Below are 21,547 nucleotides of genomic sequence, written 5' to 3'. Positions count from 1 at the left end.
GATCCTGATGGCCGAATTTAACCTCGAGGCGCTCAACGCGTTACCGAAAGAGGAACAGGTGGCTGCGCTGGCTGCGGTGAATGGTCAGCTTGAACAGCTGTCTGCGCAGGAAAGAGTGAGCTGGGCGCTGGAGAATCTGCCGGGCGACTTTGTTTTGTCGTCCAGTTTCGGCATTCAGGCTGCGATATCGCTGCATCTGGTGACGCAACAGCGGCCAGATATTCCGGTCATCCTTACGGATACCGGCTATCTGTTTCCTGAAACCTATCAGTTTATTGATGCACTGACGGAACAACTGAAGCTGAATCTGCACGTGTATCGCGCCGCAGAGTCTCCAGCTTGGCAAGAAGCGCGCTACGGCAAGCTGTGGGAGCAGGGTGTGGAAGGCATTGAGCGCTACAACCTGCTGAATAAAGTCGAACCGATGAACCGGGCGTTGAGCGAGCTAAGTGCGGGAACCTGGTTTGCTGGCCTGCGCCGTGAGCAGTCCGGCAGTCGGGGCGAATTGCCCGTGTTGGCGATTCAGCGCGGCGTCTTTAAATTCCTGCCGATTATCGATTGGGATAACCGGACGGTGTATCAATATCTAAAAGAAAACGGCCTGAGCTACCATCCGCTGTGGGATCAGGGCTATTTGTCCGTCGGCGATACGCATACCACCCGCAAATGGGAACCGGGCATGAGCGAAGAAGAAACCCGCTTCTTCGGCTTAAAGCGCGAGTGCGGGTTGCACGAAGGGTAAAAGAGAAAACCATAATACACAAAGTGTGTTGAGCGATGATAATGGGTAGATCGTAAAGACGCTGCAAGTACCTCCCTGTAAGCTCGAGCCGCGCGGATATGAATCTCATCCATGAGATTCGCCCTTTCAGGGCCGTCGCAAGCGACGTTCAAAAGCGTTCCTGACGCTTTTGTCCTTGGCGCGGACGCTTTACTCTTCTATCCCATTATCACCGTTCTCGTCCCGTAAATAGGCTTGCCATCACTCTGAATTAGGGAGTTGTCTTGCCTTTTATCACCGTCATTTTTACCGCAGTCATCGCCCCAATCGCATTTGTAAACGTGTTGTTATTCCATTACGGAACTTGTCATTCCAATTCGGCATTTCATAAGTGTTCTGTCCTCACCGTATAGTCGCGTTATCTCTTTTTTTGCTTAGTTAAGGCGACTGTGAACTATCTCCCTATATTTGCCGATCTTCGTCAGCGTCCGGTACTGGTTGTCGGCGGCGGCGAGGTTGCTACGCGCAAAATCGATCTACTGCAACGCGCGGGTGCGGAGGTAAAAATTGTCGCGCAGGCGCTGGCCGAACCGTTGGCGGCACAGCATCAGGACGGAAAGATTGAATGGCTGGCGCAGGTTTTTACGCCTGATTTGCTATCCGGCGTATTTCTGGTGATTGCCGCCACGGATGATGCTGAGCTGAATGCCGCGGTATTTGAGGCGGCGAATCAGCGGCATTTGCTGGTGAACGTGGTGGACGATCAGCCGAAGTGCTCGTTTATTTTCCCCTCGATTGTCGATCGCTCTCCGCTGGTGGTGGCCATTTCCTCGGGTGGACAGGCACCGGTACTGGCGCGGTTGCTGCGTGAAAAGCTGGAATCATTACTGCCCGCCAGTTTGGGCACGATGGCAGATATCGCCGGAAGCTGGCGTGACAGAATTAAAACCCGACTGCATTCGATGCCGGCACGCCGTCGCTTTTGGGAGCGGCTGTTTGTCGGACGCTTTGCGTCGCTGGTGTCCGCGGGGCAACTGGCGCAGGCCGAAGACGAATTGCAACAGCAACTGGTACATCAGCAAGCAGAACAGCAGCAGCCAGCGGCGGCACGTGGTGAAGTCGCACTGGTTGGCGCAGGCCCCGGCGATGCCGGACTGCTGACGCTGCGTGGATTACAGGTGATGCAGCAGGCGGACGTGGTGCTGTATGACCATCTGGTCAGCCCCGACGTGTTGGATCTGGTGCGCCGCGATGCTGAACGCATCTGCGTCGGAAAGCGTGCCAGTGCGCATTCGCTGCCACAGGATGAGATTAATCAGCTATTGGTGACGTTGGCGCAGGAAGGCAAACGGGTAGTACGCCTGAAAGGCGGCGATCCCTTCGTTTTTGGCCGCGGTGGAGAAGAATTGCAGGCGGTGGCGCAGGCTGGCATCACGTTTCAGGTGGTGCCCGGTGTGACGGCGGCAGCTGGCGTCACCGCGTATGCGGGGATCCCGTTAACGCATCGTGATTACGCACAGAGCGTGCTTTTTATTACCGGACACTGTCGCCCAGATGGCGATTCGCTGGACTGGTCGACGCTGGCGCGTGGCCGTCAGACGCTGGCGATTTACATGGGTACGATGAAGGCCGCCGAGATTTCGCAGCAGCTGATCGCGCATGGCCGTTCATCGCAGACACCCGTTGCCGTGATCAGTCGCGGCACCCGACACGATCAGCAAGTGCAAATTGGCACGCTGCAACAGTTAGAACATTTGGCACGGCAAGCGCCGACACCGGCGCTGCTGGTGATTGGCGAGGTGGTGGATTTGCACCATCAGATTGCCTGGTTTGGTCAGACAACGCCGACGGTGCCGCAAGACAGCCGCCCAGCGGTAGTAAACTTGGCTTAAGGAAAGGGTATGGACGAGAAACGACTCACGCATTTACGGCAGCTTGAAGCCGAAAGCATTCACATCATCCGCGAAGTAGCGGCCGAGTTCAGTAATCCGGTGATGATGTACTCCATCGGCAAAGACTCTTCGGTGATGCTGCATCTGGCGCGCAAGGCGTTCTATCCGGGATCGCTGCCTTTCCCGCTGCTGCACGTTGATACCGGTTGGAAATTTCGTGAAATGTACGAATTTCGTGACCGGACGGCGAAGGCCTATGGCTGTGAACTGCTGGTGCACCGCAACCCGCAGGGTGAAGCGCTGGGAATTAACCCCTTTGTGCACGGCAGCGCCAAGCACACCGACATCATGAAAACCGAAGGGCTGAAGCAGGCACTGGATAAATACGGTTTTGATGCCGCGTTTGGCGGGGCGCGCCGCGATGAAGAGAAATCGCGTGCCAAAGAGCGTATTTACTCCTTCCGCGATCGTTTCCACCGTTGGGATCCGAAGAATCAGCGCCCGGAGCTGTGGCATAACTATAACGGCCAGATTAACAAAGGCGAGAGCATCCGCGTTTTCCCGCTCTCCAACTGGACCGAGCTGGATATCTGGCAATACATCTATCTGGAAAACATCGATATTGTTCCACTGTATCTGGCCGCACCGCGTCCGGTAGTGGAACGCGATGGCATGCTGATGATGGTGGATGACGATCGCATCGATCTGCAACCCGGTGAAGTGATCGAACAGCGTATGGTGCGCTTCCGCACGCTGGGCTGCTGGCCGCTGACCGGCGCGGTGGCATCAGAGGCGCAAACGCTGCCGGAAATCATCGAAGAGATGCTGGTTTCCACCACCAGTGAGCGTCAGGGAAGGGTAATTGACCGCGATCAGGCCGGTTCAATGGAGCTGAAAAAGCGTCAAGGGTATTTCTGAGGAATCGTCGAATGAGCCAAACTTCGTTAAAAGACACAGCGGCAGACAATGCGGCTGAGAAAGATGCCGTCATCATCAACAATGCGATTGCACAGCAGATCGCTGAGCAGGGCGGTGTGGAAGCGTATTTACACGCGCAGCAGGATAAAACGCTGTTGCGTTTCCTGACCTGCGGTAGCGTCGACGATGGAAAAAGTACGCTGATTGGTCGTTTGCTGCACGATACGCGCCAAATTTATGAAGATCAGCTCAGTACGCTGCACAATGACAGCAAGCGCCTGGGCACGCAGGGCGAAAAACTGGATCTGGCGCTGCTGGTTGATGGGCTTCAGGCTGAACGTGAGCAGGGCATCACGATTGACGTGGCCTACCGCTACTTCTCGACGGAAAAACGCAAATTCATCATCGCCGATACGCCGGGACACGAGCAGTACACCCGCAACATGGCGACCGGCGCATCAACCTGCGAACTGGCGATCCTGCTGATTGACGCTCGCAAAGGCGTATTGGATCAAACCCGTCGTCACAGCTTTATTGCGACCCTGCTGGGGATTCGCGATCTGGTGGTGGCGGTGAACAAAATGGACTTAGTGGATTATCAGCAAACGGTGTTTGAGCAGTTTAAGCAGGATTATCTGGATTTTGCTCAGCAACTGCCCGCCGACCTGAATATCACCTTTGTGCCGATTTCCGCGCTGGATGGCGACAATGTCGCAACGCCGAGTACGACGATGGGCTGGTATACCGGACCGACGCTGCTGGACGTGCTGGAAACCGTCAATGTGGCACAGCGTACGCTGGAGCAGCCGATGCGCTTCCCGGTGCAGTATGTGAATCGCCCGAATCTGGATTTCCGCGGCTACGCGGGAACGCTCGCCTCCGGCATCATCCGCGTTGGGCAACGGGTTAAAGTGTTGCCATCCGGTGTAGAATCCACCGTCAGCCGTATTGTGACCTTTGACGGGGATTTACCGCAGGCGCAGGCGGGTGAAGCGATTACGCTGGTGCTGGCGGATGAGGTAGATATCAGCCGTGGTGACCTGCTGATCGACAGCAGCGAATCGCTGAAAGCGGTGCAACATGCGCTGGTGGATGTCGTCTGGATGGCGGAGCAGCCGCTGGTGCCGGGACAGAGTTATGACATCAAGATTGGCGGTAAGAAAACGCGCGCTCGGGTCGAGAATATTCAGTATCAGGTTGAGATCAATACGCTGACGCAGCGCGTCGCGGAGAACCTGCCGCTGAATGGTATCGGTTCGGTTGAGCTGATTTTTGATGAGCCGCTGGTGCTGGACAATTACCAGCATAATTCGGTGACGGGCGGGATGATCTTTATCGATCGTCTGAGCAACGTCACGGTCGGTGCGGGTCTGGTGCGGGAACCTATCGAACAGGTGTATCAAGAGCCCGGCGCATATGGCGCGTTTGAGCTAGAACTGAATGCACTGGTGCGTCGGCACTTCCCGCATTGGGGTGCGCGCGATCTGCTGGGAGGCAAATAACGTGTCTTTACGCCACTCGCCAACTGACGATAACGTCGTCTGGCATGCGCACAATGTTACCCGTGAGTCTCGCGAGAAACTGCATGGTCATCAGGGCGTCGTTATCTGGTTTACCGGGCTGTCTGGCTCCGGTAAATCCACGCTGGCGGGAGCGCTGGAGCAAGCGCTGCACCAGCGTGGCGTTAGTACCTACCTGCTGGATGGCGACAACGTCCGGCACGGACTGTGCCGTGACCTTGGCTTCACCGACGACGATCGGCGCGAGAACATCCGCCGCGTGGGTGAAGTCGCCAAACTGATGGTCGATGCTGGTCTGGTGGTTCTGACGGCGTTTATCTCGCCGCATCGCGCCGAGCGTAAAATGGTGCAGGATTTACTGGGCGAAGGGCAGTTCATCGAGGTCTTCGTGGATACACCGTTAGCCACCTGTGAAGCGCGCGACCCTAAAGGGTTGTACAAAAAAGCCCGTGCGGGGGAACTGCGTAATTTCACGGGAATCGACTCGGTGTATGAAGCGCCGGAAGCACCGGATAGTCATCTGGATGGCGAACAATTCGTAACAAATTTGACCGACCAATTGTTAGATCTGCTTGGCAAGCGAGCTATTATCAAGCTCTGATGTCCCCGCTTTTTTCACCGCGCTGTTGGGTGATGCAGGGGAAGAATGGGAAAGATTATGCAAAATGCCACGCAGTTAACGATTAGCAAGACTCGGCCAGCGCAAGAAGAGGATGACGGCGTTTCCTACCTGTTTATGGGCGCGGTAACGGGGTTCTCCTTCTATTGGTTGGCCTTTAGCATCCCCTTTCTGGTATACGGCTCTAATACCACGTTTTTCTTCATGCTTTACACCTGGCCGTTCTTTCTGGCGCTGATGCCGTTTTCGGTGCTGGTTGGTGTCGGGTTTAGCTTTCTGCTGAGAGGCTATCTTTTTTATACGCTTTTTGCGACGGGACTGACGGTGGTCTGTCTGTTCTGGCTGGTCTTTTCTTTTCTGACCGGGTGGTAAAAGAAAGGTGGTAAGGGAGAAGGCTGCCAGCGTGGACGCTGACAGCCTGTTATTTTACAGCATTCAACATATTTACAAGATCTTGCTCAAGAAAGCCTGCGTGCGCGGGTTACTCGGATGAGAGAAGATCGCCTCTGGCGTTCCCTGTTCCTGAATAATACCCTGATCGATAAAGATCACTCTATCAGCCACTTCTCTGGCAAATGCCATTTCATGGGTCACGATGACCATCGTCATGCCTTCGTTCGCCAGCGTTTTCATGACGGCCAGTACTTCGCCAACCAGTTCTGGATCTAGCGCAGATGTGGGTTCATCAAACAGCATGATCGCCGGTTCCATCGCTAACGCGCGGGCAATGGCAACACGCTGTTGCTGACCACCGGACAGGCTGTTCGGCCAGGCATCGATTTTATCCAGCAACCCGACCTTACTGAGCAACGCTTTCGCGCGTTCAACGGCCTGTGCGCGGGGTAATTTCTTTACCCCCATCGGTGCCATAATCACATTTTCCAACACCGTCATGTGTGGGAACAGATTAAAGCGCTGAAATACCATACCGACGCTTTCACGCATACGATTGATATCGGTTTTCTGATCGTGAATGGCAAAACCGTTGACCGTAATCTCGCCCGCAGACAGCGTCTCCAGTGCATTGATACAGCGCAGAAAGGTACTTTTTCCTGAGCCAGATGGGCCAATCAGACAGAGTACTTCCTGAGGTGCGATATCACAGGAAATACCACGCAGAACATGGGTATCGCCAAACTGTTTTTGCAGGTTATTAACGTGAATCACTTTTGCCAAACCTCATTTCCATGTGCCGCACCAGCAGCGAGAGCAGGAAAGTAATAACCCAATAGACGATAGAGATCGCCAGGTAGGGTTCCCAGTAGGTGGCGTAAGCCCCTGATACCGTGCGCGCGGCATAGGCGAGATCCGCCAAACCGATTGCCGAAGCCAGCGAGGAATCTTTCACAATGGCGATGGCGTTGTTGCCCAGCGGCGGCAGCATACGGCGAAAAGCCTGCGGCAGGATCACTTTCCGCATGGTACGGCCATAGCTCATGCCGAGAGAGCGTGAAGCCTCCATCTGACCGCGATCGATAGATTGAATACCAGCGCGGAATATCTCGGAGACATAGGCTCCCGCATTCAGCGTAATCGCCACGACGCAAGAGAGGAATGCGCCATAATCTGAGCGTAAGGTACGGGCAAAATCGACCGACATAATATTGCTGGTCACCAGCAGCCCGTCGCGCGGGTTGATGAACAGCGGCACCAGAGCGAAGTGCACCACCATGATTTGCACAAACAGCGGTGTACCCCGAAAGGCGCTGATATAGATCCGCACTGGCCATTGAACGCCGTAGTGCAATATATATTTCCACGGCCCGTGCGGCGCCTGTGCTAAGCGGCCTAATCCGAGCGTTAATCCCCAGCAGGTGCCAAGAATGACACAAATAATGGTGCATTTGATGGTCATCCAGGTGCCTTCCATAAATAGCGGGGCATACTCCTGAATGATCTCCCAACGAAATCCCGTCAAGATCGTTTCCTTTTTTGAATAGGCTAACGTAATGATTATTCTAAAATAAACCGGACAGGCTAGCTGTCCGGTTGGTGCGATGTCTTACATTAGGCGATTGAGGCCAGAAGACGTGCTGGCATTACTCTGCGGGTAAGGTCGGCACGTTGTTATCAAACCAGGTTTGATAAATCTTGGCATAGGTGCCGTCAGCAACGATTTTTTTCAGTCCGGCGTTAATCTTCTCGCGCAGTTTATCGTTGCCTTTCGCCACGGCGATCCCGAAATACTGGCGTTCGAATTTGGCATCAGAAACCAGGTTGAACTGTTTTTCAGGGTGCGTCTTAATGTAAAACTTCACCACGCCCACATCGCCAACCGCGGCACCCACACCATCTTCATACAGCTCTTGTAACATTAACGGGGTGTTATCAAAGCGCTTAATCGATGTACTGTTTTTGCCTAATACGTCGGAAACCACGATATCGGCGGTACTGGAGTTCACAACACCCACTTTGTGATCTTTCAGCGCAGCGATTGAGTCGATCGTCGACCCTTTAGGAACAACGATGGACTGTTCGGCAGGGAAATAAGGCGTGGAGAAATCAACCATTTGCTTACGTTTGTCGGTAATCGTGATACCAGAGATAATAATGTCGCGGTCACCGGAGTTCAGGGTCGCGAAGATGCCTTCCCACGGTGTATTGATCAGCTTGATATTAAAATTCTCCGCCTTGGCGATCGCTTTAATAATATCAATATCAAAGCCTTCCAACTGTTTCTGTGCATTTTCAAACTCAAACGGACGATAGGTTCCGCCAGAGCCGACAACGTAAGTGGGTTCAGCGGCGAAAGCGCTAGTGGATAGCGCGGTTGCGAAGATCGCACCTACGAATAACAGTTTTTTGAACATGGTTTTCTCCTGGTTTAAATGTAAAATTTTCTTTTTTTATGCACTTTGTATGCATAAAAATACACAGATAGCATTAATGGTTCAACTGACGTTTTTCCTATGGCGGTTTTACCCGGCGGGCTCTAGCACGCTTACGTCCTCTTGGAACGGCGGAAGTTGTAGAAAGCAAAAGGGATGAATAGATGACACGAGTGCTGCTCGGGGGGGGGCGTTTGGCGTGATTTTCTGCCCGAAATATCCTCATTTGGGCACGCGTTAGGGTGAATATTGCCTCCCACTGCCGGACACAGTGGAGTCGAAACAAAAGTTATGGGATGATTAGGCGGTTTTTCAGGGGGCGGGATGGGAAAGCTTACGCTGTTATTATTGATATTGCTTGGCTGGCTTCAGTACTCACTGTGGCTGGGCAAGAATGGCATTCATGATTATGTTCGGGTGAAGGATGATGTTGTTGTCCAGCAGGGAAACAATGCCAAATTAAAAGACCGTAATGAACAACTGTTTGCCGAAATTGACGACCTCAATGGCGGACAGGAAGCGATTGAAGAGCGCGCACGCAATGAACTGGGCATGATTAAACCCGGTGAAAGTTTCTATCGTTTGGTGCCAGAATCTAACCATCGCAACGCGAATACGCCTTCATCTACTAATACTTCATCCAACAATACACAACGTTGACGCATGCAGATATCGAGCCTTTCCCCGCCTGAAATTGTTGCCGTTTTACCCGCCGCGGGTAACGGCAGCCGGATGCAAAACGATCGTCCTAAGCAGTATCTGATGATCGGCAATGATGCTACCGGCCATAAAACCATTCTTGAACATACCCTCGATGCGTTGTTACGCCATTCACAAATACAGCGTGTCGTCGTCGTTATCAGCCCAGATGACGCATTCTTTCATACTCTGGCGATTGCCAACGACCCCCGTATTTGTGCTGTAACGGGTGGGCTACAGCGTGCGGATTCCGTGCTGGCTGGTCTGGCTGCCGTTGATGATAACGCGTGGGCGTTGGTGCATGATGCAGCGCGTCCGTGCCTGCATCAGGACGATCTGACGCGCTTGCTGGCGATTGTCGAGCAGAGTGATGTCGGTGGAATTTTGGCCGCGCCAGTTCGTGATACCATGAAGCGCAGCACGGACGGGGTTATCGATTGCACAGTAGAACGTAACGATTTGTGGCATGCGCTGACGCCGCAGCTTTTTCCTGCGGCACTGCTGAAACAGTGTCTGCAACGTGCGCTTCAGGATGGCGTTGCCGTCACAGATGAAGCCTCCGCACTGGAATATTGTGGCTATCGTCCGCAAATTATCAGCGGACGTTCGGATAATATAAAAGTCACGCGTCCAGAGGATTTGGCATTAGCTGAATTCTATTTAACCAGTTTGCAGTAACCTCATTTTATTCGCTAAATTTATTTGCTAAATACATAAGGAGAACGCGCGATGCGTATCGGTCACGGTTTTGATGTCCATAAGTTCGGTGGAGAAGGTCCACTGGTGATTGGTGGCGTGCGAATTCCTTATACTCAAGGTCTGCTGGCTCATTCCGATGGGGATGTGGTGCTGCATGCGGTGACCGATGCTCTGTTGGGTGCCGCCGCGTTGGGCGATATTGGCAAGCTGTTCCCTGATACCGATCCGGCCTTTAAAGGTGCGGACAGCCGTGGCCTGTTGCGTGAAGCCTGGCGTCGTATCAATGACAAAGGCTATCAGCTAGGTAATCTGGACGTCACGATTATTGCTCAGGCGCCGAAAATGGCACCGCATATCCCGCAAATGCGTGTGAATCTTGCGGAGGATTTGCAGTGCCATATGGACGACGTCAATGTGAAAGCGACCACGACAGAACAGTTGGGCTTTACCGGTCGTGGCGAAGGCATTGCCTGCGAAGCGGTTGCCCTGCTTGTAAAAAAAGAAACGGGCGAAATTGTCGCGTGGTAAGCCGCTTTTTATAAGTAATGTCTTATCAACAATACCTTATCAATAATAGAAATTAACAGTATAAGAAACAATGTCATGACCGTGTGTCATCGGGTCATGTACCTTGTAGGATAACGATGGAAAATAGCGAACAACTCGTCTGGCTGCACGGTGAACCACAGGCTACCGGCTCATTGAAATCCACTGCGGAAGACTTTCTGGTGGTGGAAGATCTGGGGTTTCAACCAGATGGTGATGGTGAACAGGTCTTGGTTCGCGTACGTAAACGCGGCTGCAATACGCAATTTGTGGCCGAGATGCTGGCGAAATTTGCTCGTCTACCGCTACGTGCCGTCAGCTATGCGGGTCTGAAAGATCGCCATGCTGTCACCGAACAGTGGTTTTGCCTGCATATGCCGGGAAAAGAGACGCCAGATTTTTCTTTGCTGGAACTGGAAGGCTGTGACGTGCTTGAGGTTATCCGCCACCGTCGCAAACTGCGGATCGGTACACTGCGGGGTAACCATTTTGCTCTGGTACTGCGTCAGGTGAGTGATCGGAACGAGGTTGACGCCCGTTTAGCGCAGATCGCTGCGAGCGGCGTTCCTAATTATTTTGGTAGCCAGCGTTTCGGACGAAACGGAAATAATCTTGAGCAGGCGCGTCTTTGGGCCAATAACGATATTCGGGTAAAAGAACGCAGTAAGCGTAGCTTTTATCTTTCTGCTAGCCGTAGTGCGATGTTTAATCAGGTGGCCAGCGCACGACTGGCGGGACCGCAAGCGAAAACCGTTTTGTGTGGTGATGCATTGCAGCTAACGGGGCGCGGCAGTTGGTTTGTGGCTAAAGCGGATGAACTGGAAACCTTGCAGGTGCGCCTTGATGCTGGTGAACTTCAGATTACTGCGCCGCTGCCTGGAGACGGTGAACTGGGCACGCAGGATGATGCACTGGCATTTGAAGAACAGGCATTGACCGGGCAAGAAACGCTATGGTCTTTGGTCAAGCGTGAGCGGGTCGAATCTGCCCGGCGTGCTGTGCTGTTGTATCCGCAGCAGATGCAATGGGAATGGCAAGATGACGTGACCGTAGCCGTGAAATTCTGGCTACCTGCTGGCAGTTTTGCGACCAGCGTGGTGCGTGAAGTGTTGCATTCTCAACAGGATACCGATATCGGTGCCTGATGTGCGGCAACGCTTTTTTGCCGAAAATAGTTGAAGAGAATCAAGGTCGGTAACCGTGCAATTGCGGCGGCTGGCTTACCCCTGTGCGGGAATATTGCTGTATTGGCGATGAGGTTAACCAGAGCTGAGGTCGGCGGGGAATGGTAAACAAACGTATAGAAACGTTGTTGGCGCAGTTGCGCCAACAGGGCATAGAGGACGAACGTCTGCTGACGGCGATAGAAGCCGTACCCAGAGAACGTTTTGTTGACGAAGCTTTCGAACATAAAGCGTATGAAAATACCGCTCTGCCTATCGGTTCCGGCCAGACTATTTCGCAGCCTTATATGGTCGCGAAGATGACGGAGCTGCTTAACCTGACGCCCGTATCCCGTGTGCTGGAGATTGGCACCGGTTCAGGTTATCAAACGGCGATTTTAGCGCATTTGGTTCAGCATGTTTGCTCGGTTGAGCGCATCAAAGGGCTACAATGGCAGGCTAAACGTCGCTTAAAGCAGCTTGATTTACACAATGTATCTACTCGCCATGGCGATGGGTGGCAGGGCTGGGCGTCACGCGGACCGTTTGATGCCATTATCGTTACCGCTGCACCGCCGGAAATTCCTCGAGCGCTGCTGGAACAGCTTGATGAAGGTGGTGTGATGGTGTTGCCCGTCGGGGAACAGTCGCAAATATTGCAGGTTGTTCAACGCCATGCTGGTGAATTTATTATTAAAACGGTTGAAGCAGTTCGGTTTGTTCCGCTGGTCAAAGGGGAATTAGCCTGATACCGTTGGCGACGATATGCATGTGTTGTTAAGTCTTTAAAATTTCAATACAACTGTTTTATGGTGCGAACTTGTTGATATTGTTAGCATCTAACCATCGTGGTGCCTCTCCCGTTTTGCTTATGCGCCAGCGATGGTGAAGTAGCGATCTTTCTCGTTCCAACTAACGAATAAAACGCCGGATATCGTTTACGCTACAATCATTTACGCTACGGTCAGTTAGGCTACGATTAGTGAAGCGGCAGCGGATGCGAGGCACACATGTCCGAATTGAGTTCTGGGTACGACTGTTTTTTGAATGTTATATACCCTAAATAATTCGAGTTGCAGGCAGGTGGCAACCGCAGGATTCCCCAGGAGCTTACATGAGTATGTGATTGGGGTGACTAAGGAAAGCCAACGTACATGCGGCTTGAAGTATGATGGGTATAGTTATTTTTTTGAACGCTATAGGTATAGGGGAGTAAGGCGCATGGGAAGCCGAATGATGAATTTGCGTCACATTGCTGCGTGTACGGTGATTGTCTTAGGGTTGGCTGGATGCACCAATAATAATTCAAAATCCGCACCGATCAGCAGCGTTGACGGAAATACGGGCAGCCGAGGGGGAATGTTATCTGCGCCACCATCACGCATTTCAACGGCGGGTGAAAGTGTGGCAGCAACGTCCGAAGGCCGAATTGTTTACAATCGCAGCTACGGTAATATTCCGAAAGGCAGCTACAGCGGCGGCAATGACTATACCGTTAAACGGGGAGATACCCTGTTTTATATCGCCTGGATTACTGGCAATGATTACCGGGATCTGGCGCAGCGCAATAATATCCCTGAGCCGTATAGCCTGAATGTCGGGCAATCACTGAGCTTAGGTAGTGGCTCTGGCAACAACGCTTCTGGCGGCGGCATGATGAGCGGTGGTGGAATGTTGGCAACAACGGATGCCACCCGAGGTGGAGTCCCGACGCCGCCATCAAGTGCTCAAATACAATCTACATCGGTTGATTCTCAGTCAACTAATGCGTATTCTGGTAATCAGGGTAAACAGAATGTAGGTAAGATGTTACCTACGGCAGGGGCAACAACAACCGCTCCTGTTTCCGCTCCAGCGGCTGTTGCCAGCAGCAATACTGCTGCTGTCGGCAGTTGGCGTTGGCCTACCGATGGGAAAGTCATAGATAGTTTCTCCGCTTCTGAGGGGGGAAATAAAGGGATTGATATCGCCGGCTCACGTGGGCAACCGATCACCGCAACCGCCAGTGGGCGCGTGGTGTATGCGGGTAATGCGCTACGTGGTTACGGAAATCTGATAATCATCAAACATAATGATGACTACCTCAGTGCTTATGCCCATAACGATACGATGCTAGTCCGTGAGCAGCAAGACGTCACGGCAGGACAAAAAATCGCTACGATGGGCAGTACGGGCACAAGCTCAGTTCGCTTGCACTTTGAAATTCGTTACAAGGGGAAATCCGTAAACCCGCTGCGTTTTCTGCCGCAGCGATAAATCGGGCAGAGTATTTCGGTATTCTGCCAAGGGATCACGGGTAGGAGCCACTTATGAGCCAAAGTACGCTGAAAGTTAACGAGTTACATGAAGATACCGATTTCGAAGAAAATGGACTTGACGTTTTTGACGATAAAGCGCTGGCAGAGGAAGATACCAATGATAATGACTCGGCGGAAGACGAGCTATTATCACAAGGGGTCCCACAGCGTGTCCTAGACGCAACACAGCTCTATTTGGGAGAGATCGGCTATTCGCCGCTTTTAACCGCAGAAGAAGAAGTCTATTTTGCCCGACGCGCGTTGCGTGGCGATATCCCATCGCGCCGCCGGATGATCGAGAGTAACCTGCGGCTGGTGGTGAAAATTGCCCGCCGTTACAACAATCGAGGTCTGGCGCTGCTAGACCTGATTGAAGAGGGGAACCTCGGCCTGATCCGTGCGGTTGAAAAATTCGATCCAGAAAGAGGATTTCGTTTTTCAACCTACGCTACCTGGTGGATTCGACAGACGATAGAGCGGGCGATCATGAATCAAACCCGCACCATCCGTTTGCCTATTCACATTGTCAAAGAACTCAACGTTTACTTGCGCACCGCGCGCGAGTTGTCTCATAAACTGGACCACGAGCCGAGTGCGGAAGAAATTGCCGAACAGCTTGATAAGCCAGTTGATGACGTCAACCGCATGCTGCGCCTGAATGAGCGTATTACTTCCGTCGATACCCCGCTGGGTGGTGATTCGGAAAAAGCGTTGCTGGATATTCTGGCAGACGAAAAAGACAACGGACCTGAAGACACCACGCAGGATAACGATATGAAACAGAATATCGTTAAATGGCTGTTTGAGCTTAATGCCAAACAGCGTGAGGTGTTGGCGCGTCGTTTCGGGCTGTTAGGGTATGAAGCGGCTACGCTGGAAGATGTGGGTCGTGAAATCGGCTTAACGCGTGAACGTGTTCGTCAGATTCAGGTTGAAGGCTTACGCCGCCTGCGTGAAATTTTGCAGGTTCAGGGTTTAAGCATTGAAGAACTGTTTCGTGAATAATTCGTGACGGGTTACTGATATCTTGAAATAAAAAATGGTGGGGAAACCCACCATTTTTTTATGTCTGTGTTTGCCCTTTCGTGTGAAAGGGCAGTCTGACGGCGATTAGCGTACGATATTTGCCAGCAGGAAATCGATGATTTCGCTGGTTTTAATCATCTGCTTTTCACCGACGCGGCGATTTTTGTATTCAATCTCTTCGCTATCCAGATTGCGATCGCCAATAACGATGGTGTGCGGTACGCCAATCAATTCCATATCGGCGAACATCACGCCCGGGCGCTCTTTACGATCATCGAGCAGCACTTCAATGCCTTTAGCGCGAAGTTGCTGGTAGATATCCTCGGCCACTTCTTTCACGCGGAAAGATTTGTGCATATTCATTGGCAGAATGGCAACGTGGAAAGGCGCAATCGCGTCTGGCCAGATGATGCCGCGTTCGTCATGGTTTTGCTCAATCGCTGCCGCGACAACACGAGTTACACCAATACCGTAACAGCCCATCGTTAGCGTCTGGTTGCGTCCGTCTTCACCTTGAACGGTCGCTTTCAGTGCTTCAGAATACTTGCTGCCCAGTTGGAAAATATGGCCCACTTCGATACCGCGTTTAATTTGCAGTGTGCCTTTACCGTCTGGACTGATGTCGCCTTCAATTACATTACGGATATCTGCTACCTGCGGCAGCGCAACGTCACGCACCCAGTTGATGCCAAAATAGTGTTTACCATCAATGTTCGCGCCAGCGCTGAAGTCGCTCATGGCCGCAACGGTGCGGTCAACAACGACGGGAATCGACAACTTGACTGGGCCGAGTGAACCTGGGCCTGCGCCGATGATTGCGCGGATCTCGTCTTCCGTTGCGAAAGTCAGTGGACTGGCTACCTGAGCAATTTTCTCTGCTTTGATTTCGTTCAGTTCGTGATCGCCTCGAACCAGCAACGCAACCAGTTTATGGCCGCTTTCTTCCGTTGCTTTAACCAGCAGCGTTTTCACCGTTTTTTCTACTGGCAGCGTAAACTGCTCAACCAGCTCGGCGATGGTCTTGGCGTTTGGCGTATCAATCAAACGCATCTCTTCCTTTGCTTCCGCACGGCCTAACTTCGGCGCGACAGCTTCTGCCAGTTCAATATTTGCTGCGTAGTCGGATTCCGTTGAGAAAACGATATCGTCTTCACCGCTGCTCGCCAGTACCTGGAATTCGTGGGATGCATTGCCACCGATAGAACCGGTATCTGCTTGAACGGCTCTGAAATCCAGATCCATGCGGCTGAAAATCTTGCTGTAAGCAGCGTACATGGCGTCGTAGGTAACCTGCAGCGATTCCTGTGAGGTGTGGAAAGAATAGGCGTCTTTCATCAGGAATTCACGTGAGCGCATTACGCCAAAACGTGGGCGAACTTCATCGCGGAATTTGGTTTGAATCTGGAAGAAATTCAGCGGCAGCTGCTTATAAGAGCTGACTTCATTACGAATCAGGTCAGTAATGACTTCTTCGTGTGTTGGGCCGAGTACGAATGGGCGTTCACCACGATCGACAAAGCGCAGTAGTTCAGGGCCATACTGATCCCAACGGCCACTTTCCACCCATAAATCGGCAGGCTGAACAACCGGCATGGATACTTCAATAGCGCCCGCGTTGTTCATCTCTTCGCGCACGATATTTTCAACTTTTCTCAAAACACGTAAACCGGTCGGCAACCAGGTGTAAAGGCCGGAGGCCAGTTTACGAATCATTCCTGCTCGGAGCATCAACTGATGGCTGATGACTTCGGCATCGGCTGGCGTCTCCTTGAGAGTGGAGAGCATGTATTGGCTAGTACGCATGGGGTTTTAGTTCCGTTAGAACGAGAAATAGCATAGGGCTGCCGCGCAGCCGAAGGCACATAAAAAGTGGCTTAGTTTACCAGCGTGGGCGGCGTGTCAAAAGAGAGCAGGGACAATTTTAGAATATATTGCTGTGGTTCGCGTATTAACTCGTGTGAGACGGGTCGAGGCTTAACACTTCAGTTTGTTCCCCGCATACGCGCCAGCGCACATTGAATTCCAGTAGCAAAACGGCGTATTCCCGCGTGGTACTTTCTCCTTTGCGGTAGGCAGGGCGCGGATCCTGTGCCAATACCTGTGAGATAAAGCGTTTTAGCTGAGGATATTTCTTTTGATGTTCTGCGATCTGGTTTTCCGCAAGCGGAGAAAAAAGTACTGGCATCGCGGCATCGGGTGCCATTTGGGCAAAACCCGCTCGCGCCTGAGGATGACTTTCTGCAAAGGGTAGATAGGGTTTTATATCGACTATCGGTGTGCCGTCGACCAGATCAAGGCTGCCTAATTCAAGTGTAATCGCATCGCCTTTTGCTCGGATCCCTTTTAATTCAACCAATGACATGCCAATAGGGTTGGGACGGAAGGTAGAACGCGTCGCGAAAACGCCCGTGCGTGTGTTTCCTCCCAGGCGCGGTGGCCGCACAGTCGGACGCCAGCCGCCTTCCATCGTTTGATGAAAAATGAACAATATCCAAATATGGCTGAAATCCTCCAGCCCGCGGACACACTCCGCCTGATTATACGGCGGTAATAGCTGAAGCTCTCCACCTCCATCTTCAATCAGACCCGGCTGCCGCGGAATGGCAAATTTTTCTTTATACGGTGAGCGGATAACCCCGATCTGATTGAAAACAAATTGACTCATTGTGCAGAGACTTTCAGCGCTGTGCCCTGACAAACAACCTGGCTGTAGCAACCCGCGACACCGCTGACGGTTTGGCATTCATGCAGTAAAACCGCATTCGCTTTCATTGCCGTTGCGCGGTTCTGCATTCTTTTTCGCGCATTTGCCGCGTTTGGGGGAGAATCCTGAGCGCTAACCTGACATGAAGAACCGGAAACTTCGCCCATATCACGGAAAGGTTTACCGACTAATTCTTCTGCACTTTTATACAACACCGCTGGCGTTGGGCGAGCCGCAGGCTTCGGTTTCGGCGCAGGCTCTGCGGGTTTGGTTTCAATAACGGGTTGAGGAGCCGGTGCCGGTGGCTTCTGAAATAAAGAACAGCCTGTCAGCGACATTGCCAACAATATAAAGGGAACAGCACGCATTAAGGATTCCTCTGCTTTTTCTCAAAGAGCGAGTATTGAAGCAAGCAATTGCACAAATAACAAGACGGGCCGTAGCCCGTCTTGCAGATATCTTTTAATTAAACGTGTTAGGGCAGGATTACCAGCCTTTCACCGCGCCGCCATTAAAGATTTTATTTGCTGCATCGTTCACTTCATCAGACTGGTAAGCCTGAACGAATTTTTTCACGTTTTCAGCGTCTTTGTTGTCTTCGCGTGAAACCAGCAGGTTTACATACGGAGAGTCTTTTTCTTCAACAAACAGGCCATCTTTCGTTGGCGTCAGGTTAATCTGGCTAGCGTAAGTGGTGTTGATGACGGCCAGAGCAATTTGCGCATCATCTAAAGAACGTGGCAGTTGTGGCGCTTCCAGTTCAACCAGTTTGATATTTTTCGGGTTTTCGGTCACATCCAGTACGGTTGGCAGCAGGCCAACGTTGTCTTTCAGTTTAATCAAACCGACTTTCTGCAGCAGCAGCAGAGAACGACCCAGATTGGTTGGGTCGTTTGGCAGCGCAACTTGAGCGCCATCTTGCAGTTCATTCAGCGATTTGATTTTTTTGGAGTAACCCGCAATCGGGTAAACAAAACTGTTGCCGACAGAAACCAGTTTATAACCACGATCCTTGATCTGCTGATCCAGATAAGGTTTGTGCTGGAAGGCGTTCAGATCGATGTCACCTTTGCTCAGGGCTTCATTTGGCAACACGTAGTCGTTAAATGTGACTAACTCAACGTCCAGACCGTATTTGTCTTTTGCCACTTTCTGTGCAATTTCTGCAACCTGTTGTTCTGCGCCAACAATAACGCCGACTTTAATATGATTAGGATTCTTCTCTTCCTGACCACATCCCGCTAGTGCCAGAGCACCAATGAGTGCGCCAATGGTCGCAATAGATTTCAGTTTAATCGCCATATCCTTACCCCTAATTATCTATTTTCTTGGCAGATGCCTTTAGGCAAATGCGTATTGTGATGACTACTTGTGTGTGACAGCTTTTACTGCCCTGTCGCCGCAGAATTGAATCAGGTAAACCAAAACAACGAGTAATATTAATACCGTATTCATGACCGTCGCGTTATAACCAATATAACCATACTGATAACCAATTTGACCTAAGCCGCCTGCGCCCACGGCTCCACCCATAGCAGAATAGCCTACGAGCGTGATTAACGTGATGGTTGCGGCATTAATTAGCCCCGGTAACGCTTCTGGCAGTAATATCTTTTTGACGATCTGCATCGGCGTCGCACCCATCGCGCGGGCGGCTTCGATCAGGCCAGTCGGAATTTCAAGCAGCGCGTTTTCCACCATACGGGCAATAAACGGTGCCGCACCGACGGTGAGAGGAACGATGGCCGCTTGCAGGCCAATAGAGGTTCCGACAATGATGCGGGTAAAAGGAATCATCCATACCAGTAAAATAATGAACGGAATCGAGCGGAAAATGTTTACCAGTGCAGAAACGGTCCTGTAGATCTTCGGATTGGCGATAATTTGCCCCGGACGCGTGGTATACAATAAAACGCCCACGGGTAAGCCAAGCACAAAGCCAAAGAAGCCAGAAACAAACGTCATCGCGACGGTTTCCCATACTCCCTTAGCCATTAACCACATCATTGCTTCAGACATAACCCAGAACCTCAATAGTAACGTGACTTTCCTGCAGGAATTGGATTGCGGATTTGATATCCGCATCGTTGCCATGCATTTCTGCCAGCATGATGCCGAATTTGACGCCACCGGCATAATCCATCTGGGCGCTAATAATGTTGTTGTTGACGTTAAAGCGCCGAGCAACCTCTGACAGCAGTGGGGCATCCACCGATTTACCCGTAAACTCCATGCGTAATAAAGGTGTGGTGTCTGGGCCATGGTCAGGGGACAGACGAGTTAGGTAATCGTCAGGAATGTCTAGGTGTAACGTTGACTGAATGAATTTCTGCGCCAGCGGTGTTTTAGGATGCGAGAAGACTTCGCTTACTGTGTCTTTCTCGATGAGTCGTCCGTCGCTGATAACCGCAACCTGATCGCAAATGCGTTTCACCACATCCATTTCATGTGTAATAAGGAGAATGGTTAGGCCCAGACGACGATTAATGTCTTTCAGTAATTCAAGAATCGAGCGAGTTGTTGCAGGATCCAATGCACTGGTTGCCTCATCACACAGCAGCACTTTAGGATTGCTTGCCAACGCACGCGCAATGGCGACACGCTGTTTTTGTCCGCCGGACAAATTGGCTGGGTAGACATCGTGCTTATCTGCCAGCCCAACCAGCTCCAATAATTCGTTTACGCGCTTGGTAATGTCAGCTTTTGGTGTGTTATCCAATTCCAGCGGAAGCGAAATGTTGCCAAAAACGGTGCGCGAAGAGAGCAGGTTGAAATGTTGGAAAATCATGCCGATTTGCCGGCGTGCGCGCGTCAACTGGCTATCTGACAGTTGAGTCAGCTCTTGTCCATCAACCAGCACTTTCCCTTCTGTTGGGCGCTCCAATAAATTGACGCAGCGAATCAATGTACTTTTACCAGCGCCCGATGCACCGATAACGCCATAGATTTGCCCGGCAGGAACATGAAGGCTGACATCAGCAAGTGCGGTAATGCTCCGCCCGTTCTGCTGGAAAACCTTAGTAATATTAGAAAGTTCAATCATATGTTTTTATCGTAAGTGCCTATGGCTGGATAAATCAGTTTCTGTATTAACAGAAGATGAAATGGATGTTAGGGCGTCTAGACGTCTAAGTCAATCGGGATTGTCACTGTCCTGCATTCTCTCCGTGGGCGAAAACATGCGATACTGCCGCGTAATTTACGCCATTCAGGAGCAAAGTCAGTGGCACAAAGCATTCCAGCAATTTTTCTTGATCGTGACGGCACGATTAATGTTGATCACGGTTATGTTCATGAGATTGACAACTTTCAATTTATTGATGGTGTCATCGACGCTATGCGAGAGTTGAAGGGCATGGGGTTCGCGCTGGTTGTTGTGACTAATCAGTCCGGCATCGCCCGCGGTAAATTTACAGAAGATCAGTTTATGCAACTGACGGAATGGATGGACTGGTCGCTGGCAGATCGCGGTGTTGATCTGGATGGCATCTACTTTTGTCCACATCATCCTGAAGCTGGTGAAGATGAATACCGCCAGACTTGTGATTGTCGTAAGCCTGAGCCTGGTATGCTGCTTTCCGCACAGAGCGAGTTGCACATTGATATGGCGGCTTCTTATATGGTGGGAGATAAGCTAGAGGATATGCAGGCTGCAATTGGCGCTGGTGTGGGAAATAAATTACTGGTTCGCACTGGTAAACCCGTGACCGAGCAGGGCGAAGCATTGGCTGATGATGTGCTGGAAAGCCTCGCAGAGCTGCCAAAATGGATAAAAATGCACAGTTAACAAGCGGAACGAATGAAAGATGCGCAAACGGAAAAAAGTTTACTAGATTTGCTTGCGCTTCTGAATCGGCTCCCTATAATGCGCCTCCATCAACACGGCGATGTGAACACACAACCGGGTTGATAAAA

Annotated in this window: 23 protein-coding genes; 14 read left to right on the top strand and 9 right to left on the bottom strand. The window is 51.6% G+C overall.

The features are described 5' to 3' along the window. Positions 1–7: 7 nt before the first annotated feature. The 6 genes from A0G03_RS17005 (at position 8) to A0G03_RS16980 (ending at position 6,042) form a co-directional block, all read left to right on the top strand. Positions 8–742 (top strand): phosphoadenylyl-sulfate reductase, encoded by a 735-nt coding sequence (locus tag A0G03_RS17005; protein ID WP_048261988.1) that lies wholly within the window; start codon positions 8–10, stop codon positions 740–742. Between the two features lie 428 nt (positions 743–1,170). Then, the gene (gene cysG / locus A0G03_RS17000; protein ID WP_048261985.1) at positions 1,171–2,613 is read left to right on the top strand and encodes a siroheme synthase CysG; all 1,443 of its coding nucleotides are present in this window, start codon (positions 1,171–1,173) and stop codon (positions 2,611–2,613) included. Between the two features lie 9 nt (positions 2,614–2,622). After that, the gene (gene cysD / locus A0G03_RS16995; protein WP_039361211.1) at positions 2,623–3,531 is read left to right on the top strand and encodes a sulfate adenylyltransferase subunit CysD; all 909 of its coding nucleotides are present in this window, start codon (positions 2,623–2,625) and stop codon (positions 3,529–3,531) included. Positions 3,532–3,605: 74 nt separating this feature from the next. Beyond that, entirely contained in the window at positions 3,606–5,033 is a 1,428-nt protein-coding gene (gene cysN / locus A0G03_RS16990) for a sulfate adenylyltransferase subunit CysN (RefSeq protein ID WP_048262123.1), read from the top strand. Continuing rightward, the gene (gene cysC / locus A0G03_RS16985) at positions 4,972–5,652 is read left to right on the top strand and encodes an adenylyl-sulfate kinase (protein WP_072062061.1); all 681 of its coding nucleotides are present in this window, start codon (positions 4,972–4,974) and stop codon (positions 5,650–5,652) included. Before cysN ends, cysC begins: the two co-directional genes overlap by 62 nt. Positions 5,653–5,709: 57 nt before the next feature. After that, entirely contained in the window at positions 5,710–6,042 is a 333-nt protein-coding gene (locus A0G03_RS16980; RefSeq protein WP_048262121.1) for a DUF3561 family protein, read from the top strand. 72 nt (positions 6,043–6,114) lie between these two features. Here A0G03_RS16980 and A0G03_RS16975 read toward each other — a convergent pair whose 3' ends face one another. From A0G03_RS16975 to A0G03_RS16965, 3 genes are all read right to left on the bottom strand, one after another. After that, a complete protein-coding gene (locus tag A0G03_RS16975; RefSeq protein ID WP_048261982.1) occupies positions 6,115–6,837 on the bottom strand; it encodes an amino acid ABC transporter ATP-binding protein in 723 nt (240 codons plus the stop codon). Next, positions 6,824–7,588 carry an amino acid ABC transporter permease gene (locus tag A0G03_RS16970; protein ID WP_005973498.1) on the bottom strand — a complete coding sequence of 255 codons (765 nt, stop codon included), beginning with the start codon at positions 7,586–7,588 and terminating at the stop codon, positions 6,824–6,826. The genes A0G03_RS16975 and A0G03_RS16970 overlap by 14 nt, the downstream gene beginning before the upstream one ends. Before the next feature lie 121 nt (positions 7,589–7,709). Further along, positions 7,710–8,480 (bottom strand): basic amino acid ABC transporter substrate-binding protein, encoded by a 771-nt coding sequence (locus A0G03_RS16965; RefSeq protein ID WP_048261980.1) that lies wholly within the window; start codon positions 8,478–8,480, stop codon positions 7,710–7,712. Between the two features lie 342 nt (positions 8,481–8,822). On the opposite strand from A0G03_RS16965, the gene ftsB reads away from it, so the two are divergent. The 7 genes from ftsB (at position 8,823) to rpoS (ending at position 14,907) form a co-directional block, all read left to right on the top strand. Beyond that, entirely contained in the window at positions 8,823–9,158 is a 336-nt protein-coding gene (gene ftsB, locus A0G03_RS16960) for a cell division protein FtsB (RefSeq protein WP_011095039.1), read from the top strand. Positions 9,159–9,161: 3 nt separating this feature from the next. Next, positions 9,162–9,875, top strand: a complete 714-nt coding sequence (gene ispD / locus A0G03_RS16955; RefSeq protein ID WP_048261977.1) for a 2-C-methyl-D-erythritol 4-phosphate cytidylyltransferase — start codon at positions 9,162–9,164, stop codon at positions 9,873–9,875. A gap of 51 nt (positions 9,876–9,926) precedes the next feature. Continuing rightward, positions 9,927–10,424 (top strand): 2-C-methyl-D-erythritol 2,4-cyclodiphosphate synthase, encoded by a 498-nt coding sequence (ispF, locus tag A0G03_RS16950; RefSeq protein WP_010299845.1) that lies wholly within the window; start codon positions 9,927–9,929, stop codon positions 10,422–10,424. Between the two features lie 116 nt (positions 10,425–10,540). Continuing rightward, positions 10,541–11,587, top strand: coding sequence for a tRNA pseudouridine(13) synthase TruD (gene truD / locus A0G03_RS16945; protein ID WP_048261975.1), 1,047 nt, complete (start codon positions 10,541–10,543; stop codon positions 11,585–11,587). 140 nt (positions 11,588–11,727) lie between these two features. After that, entirely contained in the window at positions 11,728–12,354 is a 627-nt protein-coding gene (locus A0G03_RS16940) for a protein-L-isoaspartate(D-aspartate) O-methyltransferase (protein ID WP_048261974.1), read from the top strand. Between the two features lie 484 nt (positions 12,355–12,838). Next, positions 12,839–13,861 carry a murein hydrolase activator NlpD gene (nlpD, locus tag A0G03_RS16930; RefSeq protein WP_048261972.1) on the top strand — a complete coding sequence of 341 codons (1,023 nt, stop codon included), beginning with the start codon at positions 12,839–12,841 and terminating at the stop codon, positions 13,859–13,861. 53 nt (positions 13,862–13,914) lie between these two features. Beyond that, complete coding sequence (gene rpoS, locus A0G03_RS16925) at positions 13,915–14,907, top strand: RNA polymerase sigma factor RpoS (RefSeq protein WP_048261970.1); 993 nt, start codon at positions 13,915–13,917, stop codon at positions 14,905–14,907. Positions 14,908–15,012: 105 nt separating this feature from the next. On the opposite strand, the gene proS is transcribed toward rpoS, so the two are convergent. From proS to metN, 6 genes are all read right to left on the bottom strand, one after another. Beyond that, positions 15,013–16,731, bottom strand: a complete 1,719-nt coding sequence (gene proS, locus A0G03_RS16920; protein WP_048261968.1) for a proline--tRNA ligase — start codon at positions 16,729–16,731, stop codon at positions 15,013–15,015. A 145-nt stretch (positions 16,732–16,876) separates the two neighbouring features. Then, positions 16,877–17,593: a tRNA (N6-threonylcarbamoyladenosine(37)-N6)-methyltransferase TrmO gene (gene tsaA / locus A0G03_RS16915; RefSeq protein WP_048261966.1), complete on the bottom strand. Its 717-nt coding sequence runs from the start codon at positions 17,591–17,593 to the stop codon at positions 16,877–16,879. Further along, positions 17,590–18,000 carry an Rcs stress response system protein RcsF gene (gene rcsF, locus A0G03_RS16910; RefSeq protein WP_048261964.1) on the bottom strand — a complete coding sequence of 137 codons (411 nt, stop codon included), beginning with the start codon at positions 17,998–18,000 and terminating at the stop codon, positions 17,590–17,592. Before rcsF ends, tsaA begins: the two co-directional genes overlap by 4 nt. Positions 18,001–18,118: 118 nt before the next feature. Beyond that, positions 18,119–18,934, bottom strand: a complete 816-nt coding sequence (locus A0G03_RS16905) for a MetQ/NlpA family lipoprotein (protein WP_039272834.1) — start codon at positions 18,932–18,934, stop codon at positions 18,119–18,121. A 63-nt stretch (positions 18,935–18,997) separates the two neighbouring features. Continuing rightward, positions 18,998–19,651, bottom strand: a complete 654-nt coding sequence (locus A0G03_RS16900) for a methionine ABC transporter permease MetI (protein ID WP_011095030.1) — start codon at positions 19,649–19,651, stop codon at positions 18,998–19,000. Then, on the bottom strand, positions 19,644–20,675 hold the full coding sequence (gene metN, locus A0G03_RS16895) for a methionine ABC transporter ATP-binding protein MetN (protein WP_048261962.1): 1,032 nt from the start codon (positions 20,673–20,675) through the stop codon (positions 19,644–19,646). The genes A0G03_RS16900 and metN overlap by 8 nt, the downstream gene beginning before the upstream one ends. A gap of 180 nt (positions 20,676–20,855) precedes the next feature. Between metN and gmhB the strand changes: the two genes are divergently transcribed. Beyond that, a complete protein-coding gene (gene gmhB, locus A0G03_RS16890) occupies positions 20,856–21,419 on the top strand; it encodes a D-glycero-beta-D-manno-heptose 1,7-bisphosphate 7-phosphatase (RefSeq protein ID WP_048261961.1) in 564 nt (187 codons plus the stop codon). Positions 21,420–21,547 lie beyond the last annotated feature (128 nt).

This window comes from Pectobacterium peruviense (assembly GCF_002847345.1).
Taxonomy (GTDB): domain Bacteria; phylum Pseudomonadota; class Gammaproteobacteria; order Enterobacterales; family Enterobacteriaceae; genus Pectobacterium; species Pectobacterium peruviense.
Note: the sequence above shows the minus strand (reverse complement) of the source record. Positions and strands in the feature narration are given on the sequence as shown.

Coding starts and splice junctions, on each gene's coding strand:
- A0G03_RS17005 (WP_048261988.1), top strand. CDS start 8: ATGGCCGAATTTAACCTCGAGGCGCTCAACGCGTTACCGAAAGAGGAA.
- cysD (WP_039361211.1), top strand. CDS start 2,623: ATGGACGAGAAACGACTCACGCATTTACGGCAGCTTGAAGCCGAAAGC.
- cysC (WP_072062061.1), top strand. CDS start 4,972: ATGCACTGGTGCGTCGGCACTTCCCGCATTGGGGTGCGCGCGATCTGC.
- A0G03_RS16980 (WP_048262121.1), top strand. CDS start 5,710: ATGCAAAATGCCACGCAGTTAACGATTAGCAAGACTCGGCCAGCGCAA.
- A0G03_RS16965 (WP_048261980.1), bottom strand. CDS start 8,480: ATGTTCAAAAAACTGTTATTCGTAGGTGCGATCTTCGCAACCGCGCTA.
- ftsB (WP_011095039.1), top strand. CDS start 8,823: ATGGGAAAGCTTACGCTGTTATTATTGATATTGCTTGGCTGGCTTCAG.
- ispD (WP_048261977.1), top strand. CDS start 9,162: ATGCAGATATCGAGCCTTTCCCCGCCTGAAATTGTTGCCGTTTTACCC.
- ispF (WP_010299845.1), top strand. CDS start 9,927: ATGCGTATCGGTCACGGTTTTGATGTCCATAAGTTCGGTGGAGAAGGT.
- truD (WP_048261975.1), top strand. CDS start 10,541: ATGGAAAATAGCGAACAACTCGTCTGGCTGCACGGTGAACCACAGGCT.
- A0G03_RS16940 (WP_048261974.1), top strand. CDS start 11,728: ATGGTAAACAAACGTATAGAAACGTTGTTGGCGCAGTTGCGCCAACAG.
- nlpD (WP_048261972.1), top strand. CDS start 12,839: ATGATGAATTTGCGTCACATTGCTGCGTGTACGGTGATTGTCTTAGGG.
- rpoS (WP_048261970.1), top strand. CDS start 13,915: ATGAGCCAAAGTACGCTGAAAGTTAACGAGTTACATGAAGATACCGAT.
- proS (WP_048261968.1), bottom strand. CDS start 16,731: ATGCGTACTAGCCAATACATGCTCTCCACTCTCAAGGAGACGCCAGCC.
- tsaA (WP_048261966.1), bottom strand. CDS start 17,593: ATGAGTCAATTTGTTTTCAATCAGATCGGGGTTATCCGCTCACCGTAT.
- rcsF (WP_048261964.1), bottom strand. CDS start 18,000: ATGCGTGCTGTTCCCTTTATATTGTTGGCAATGTCGCTGACAGGCTGT.
- A0G03_RS16905 (WP_039272834.1), bottom strand. CDS start 18,934: ATGGCGATTAAACTGAAATCTATTGCGACCATTGGCGCACTCATTGGT.
- A0G03_RS16900 (WP_011095030.1), bottom strand. CDS start 19,651: ATGTCTGAAGCAATGATGTGGTTAATGGCTAAGGGAGTATGGGAAACC.
- metN (WP_048261962.1), bottom strand. CDS start 20,675: ATGATTGAACTTTCTAATATTACTAAGGTTTTCCAGCAGAACGGGCGG.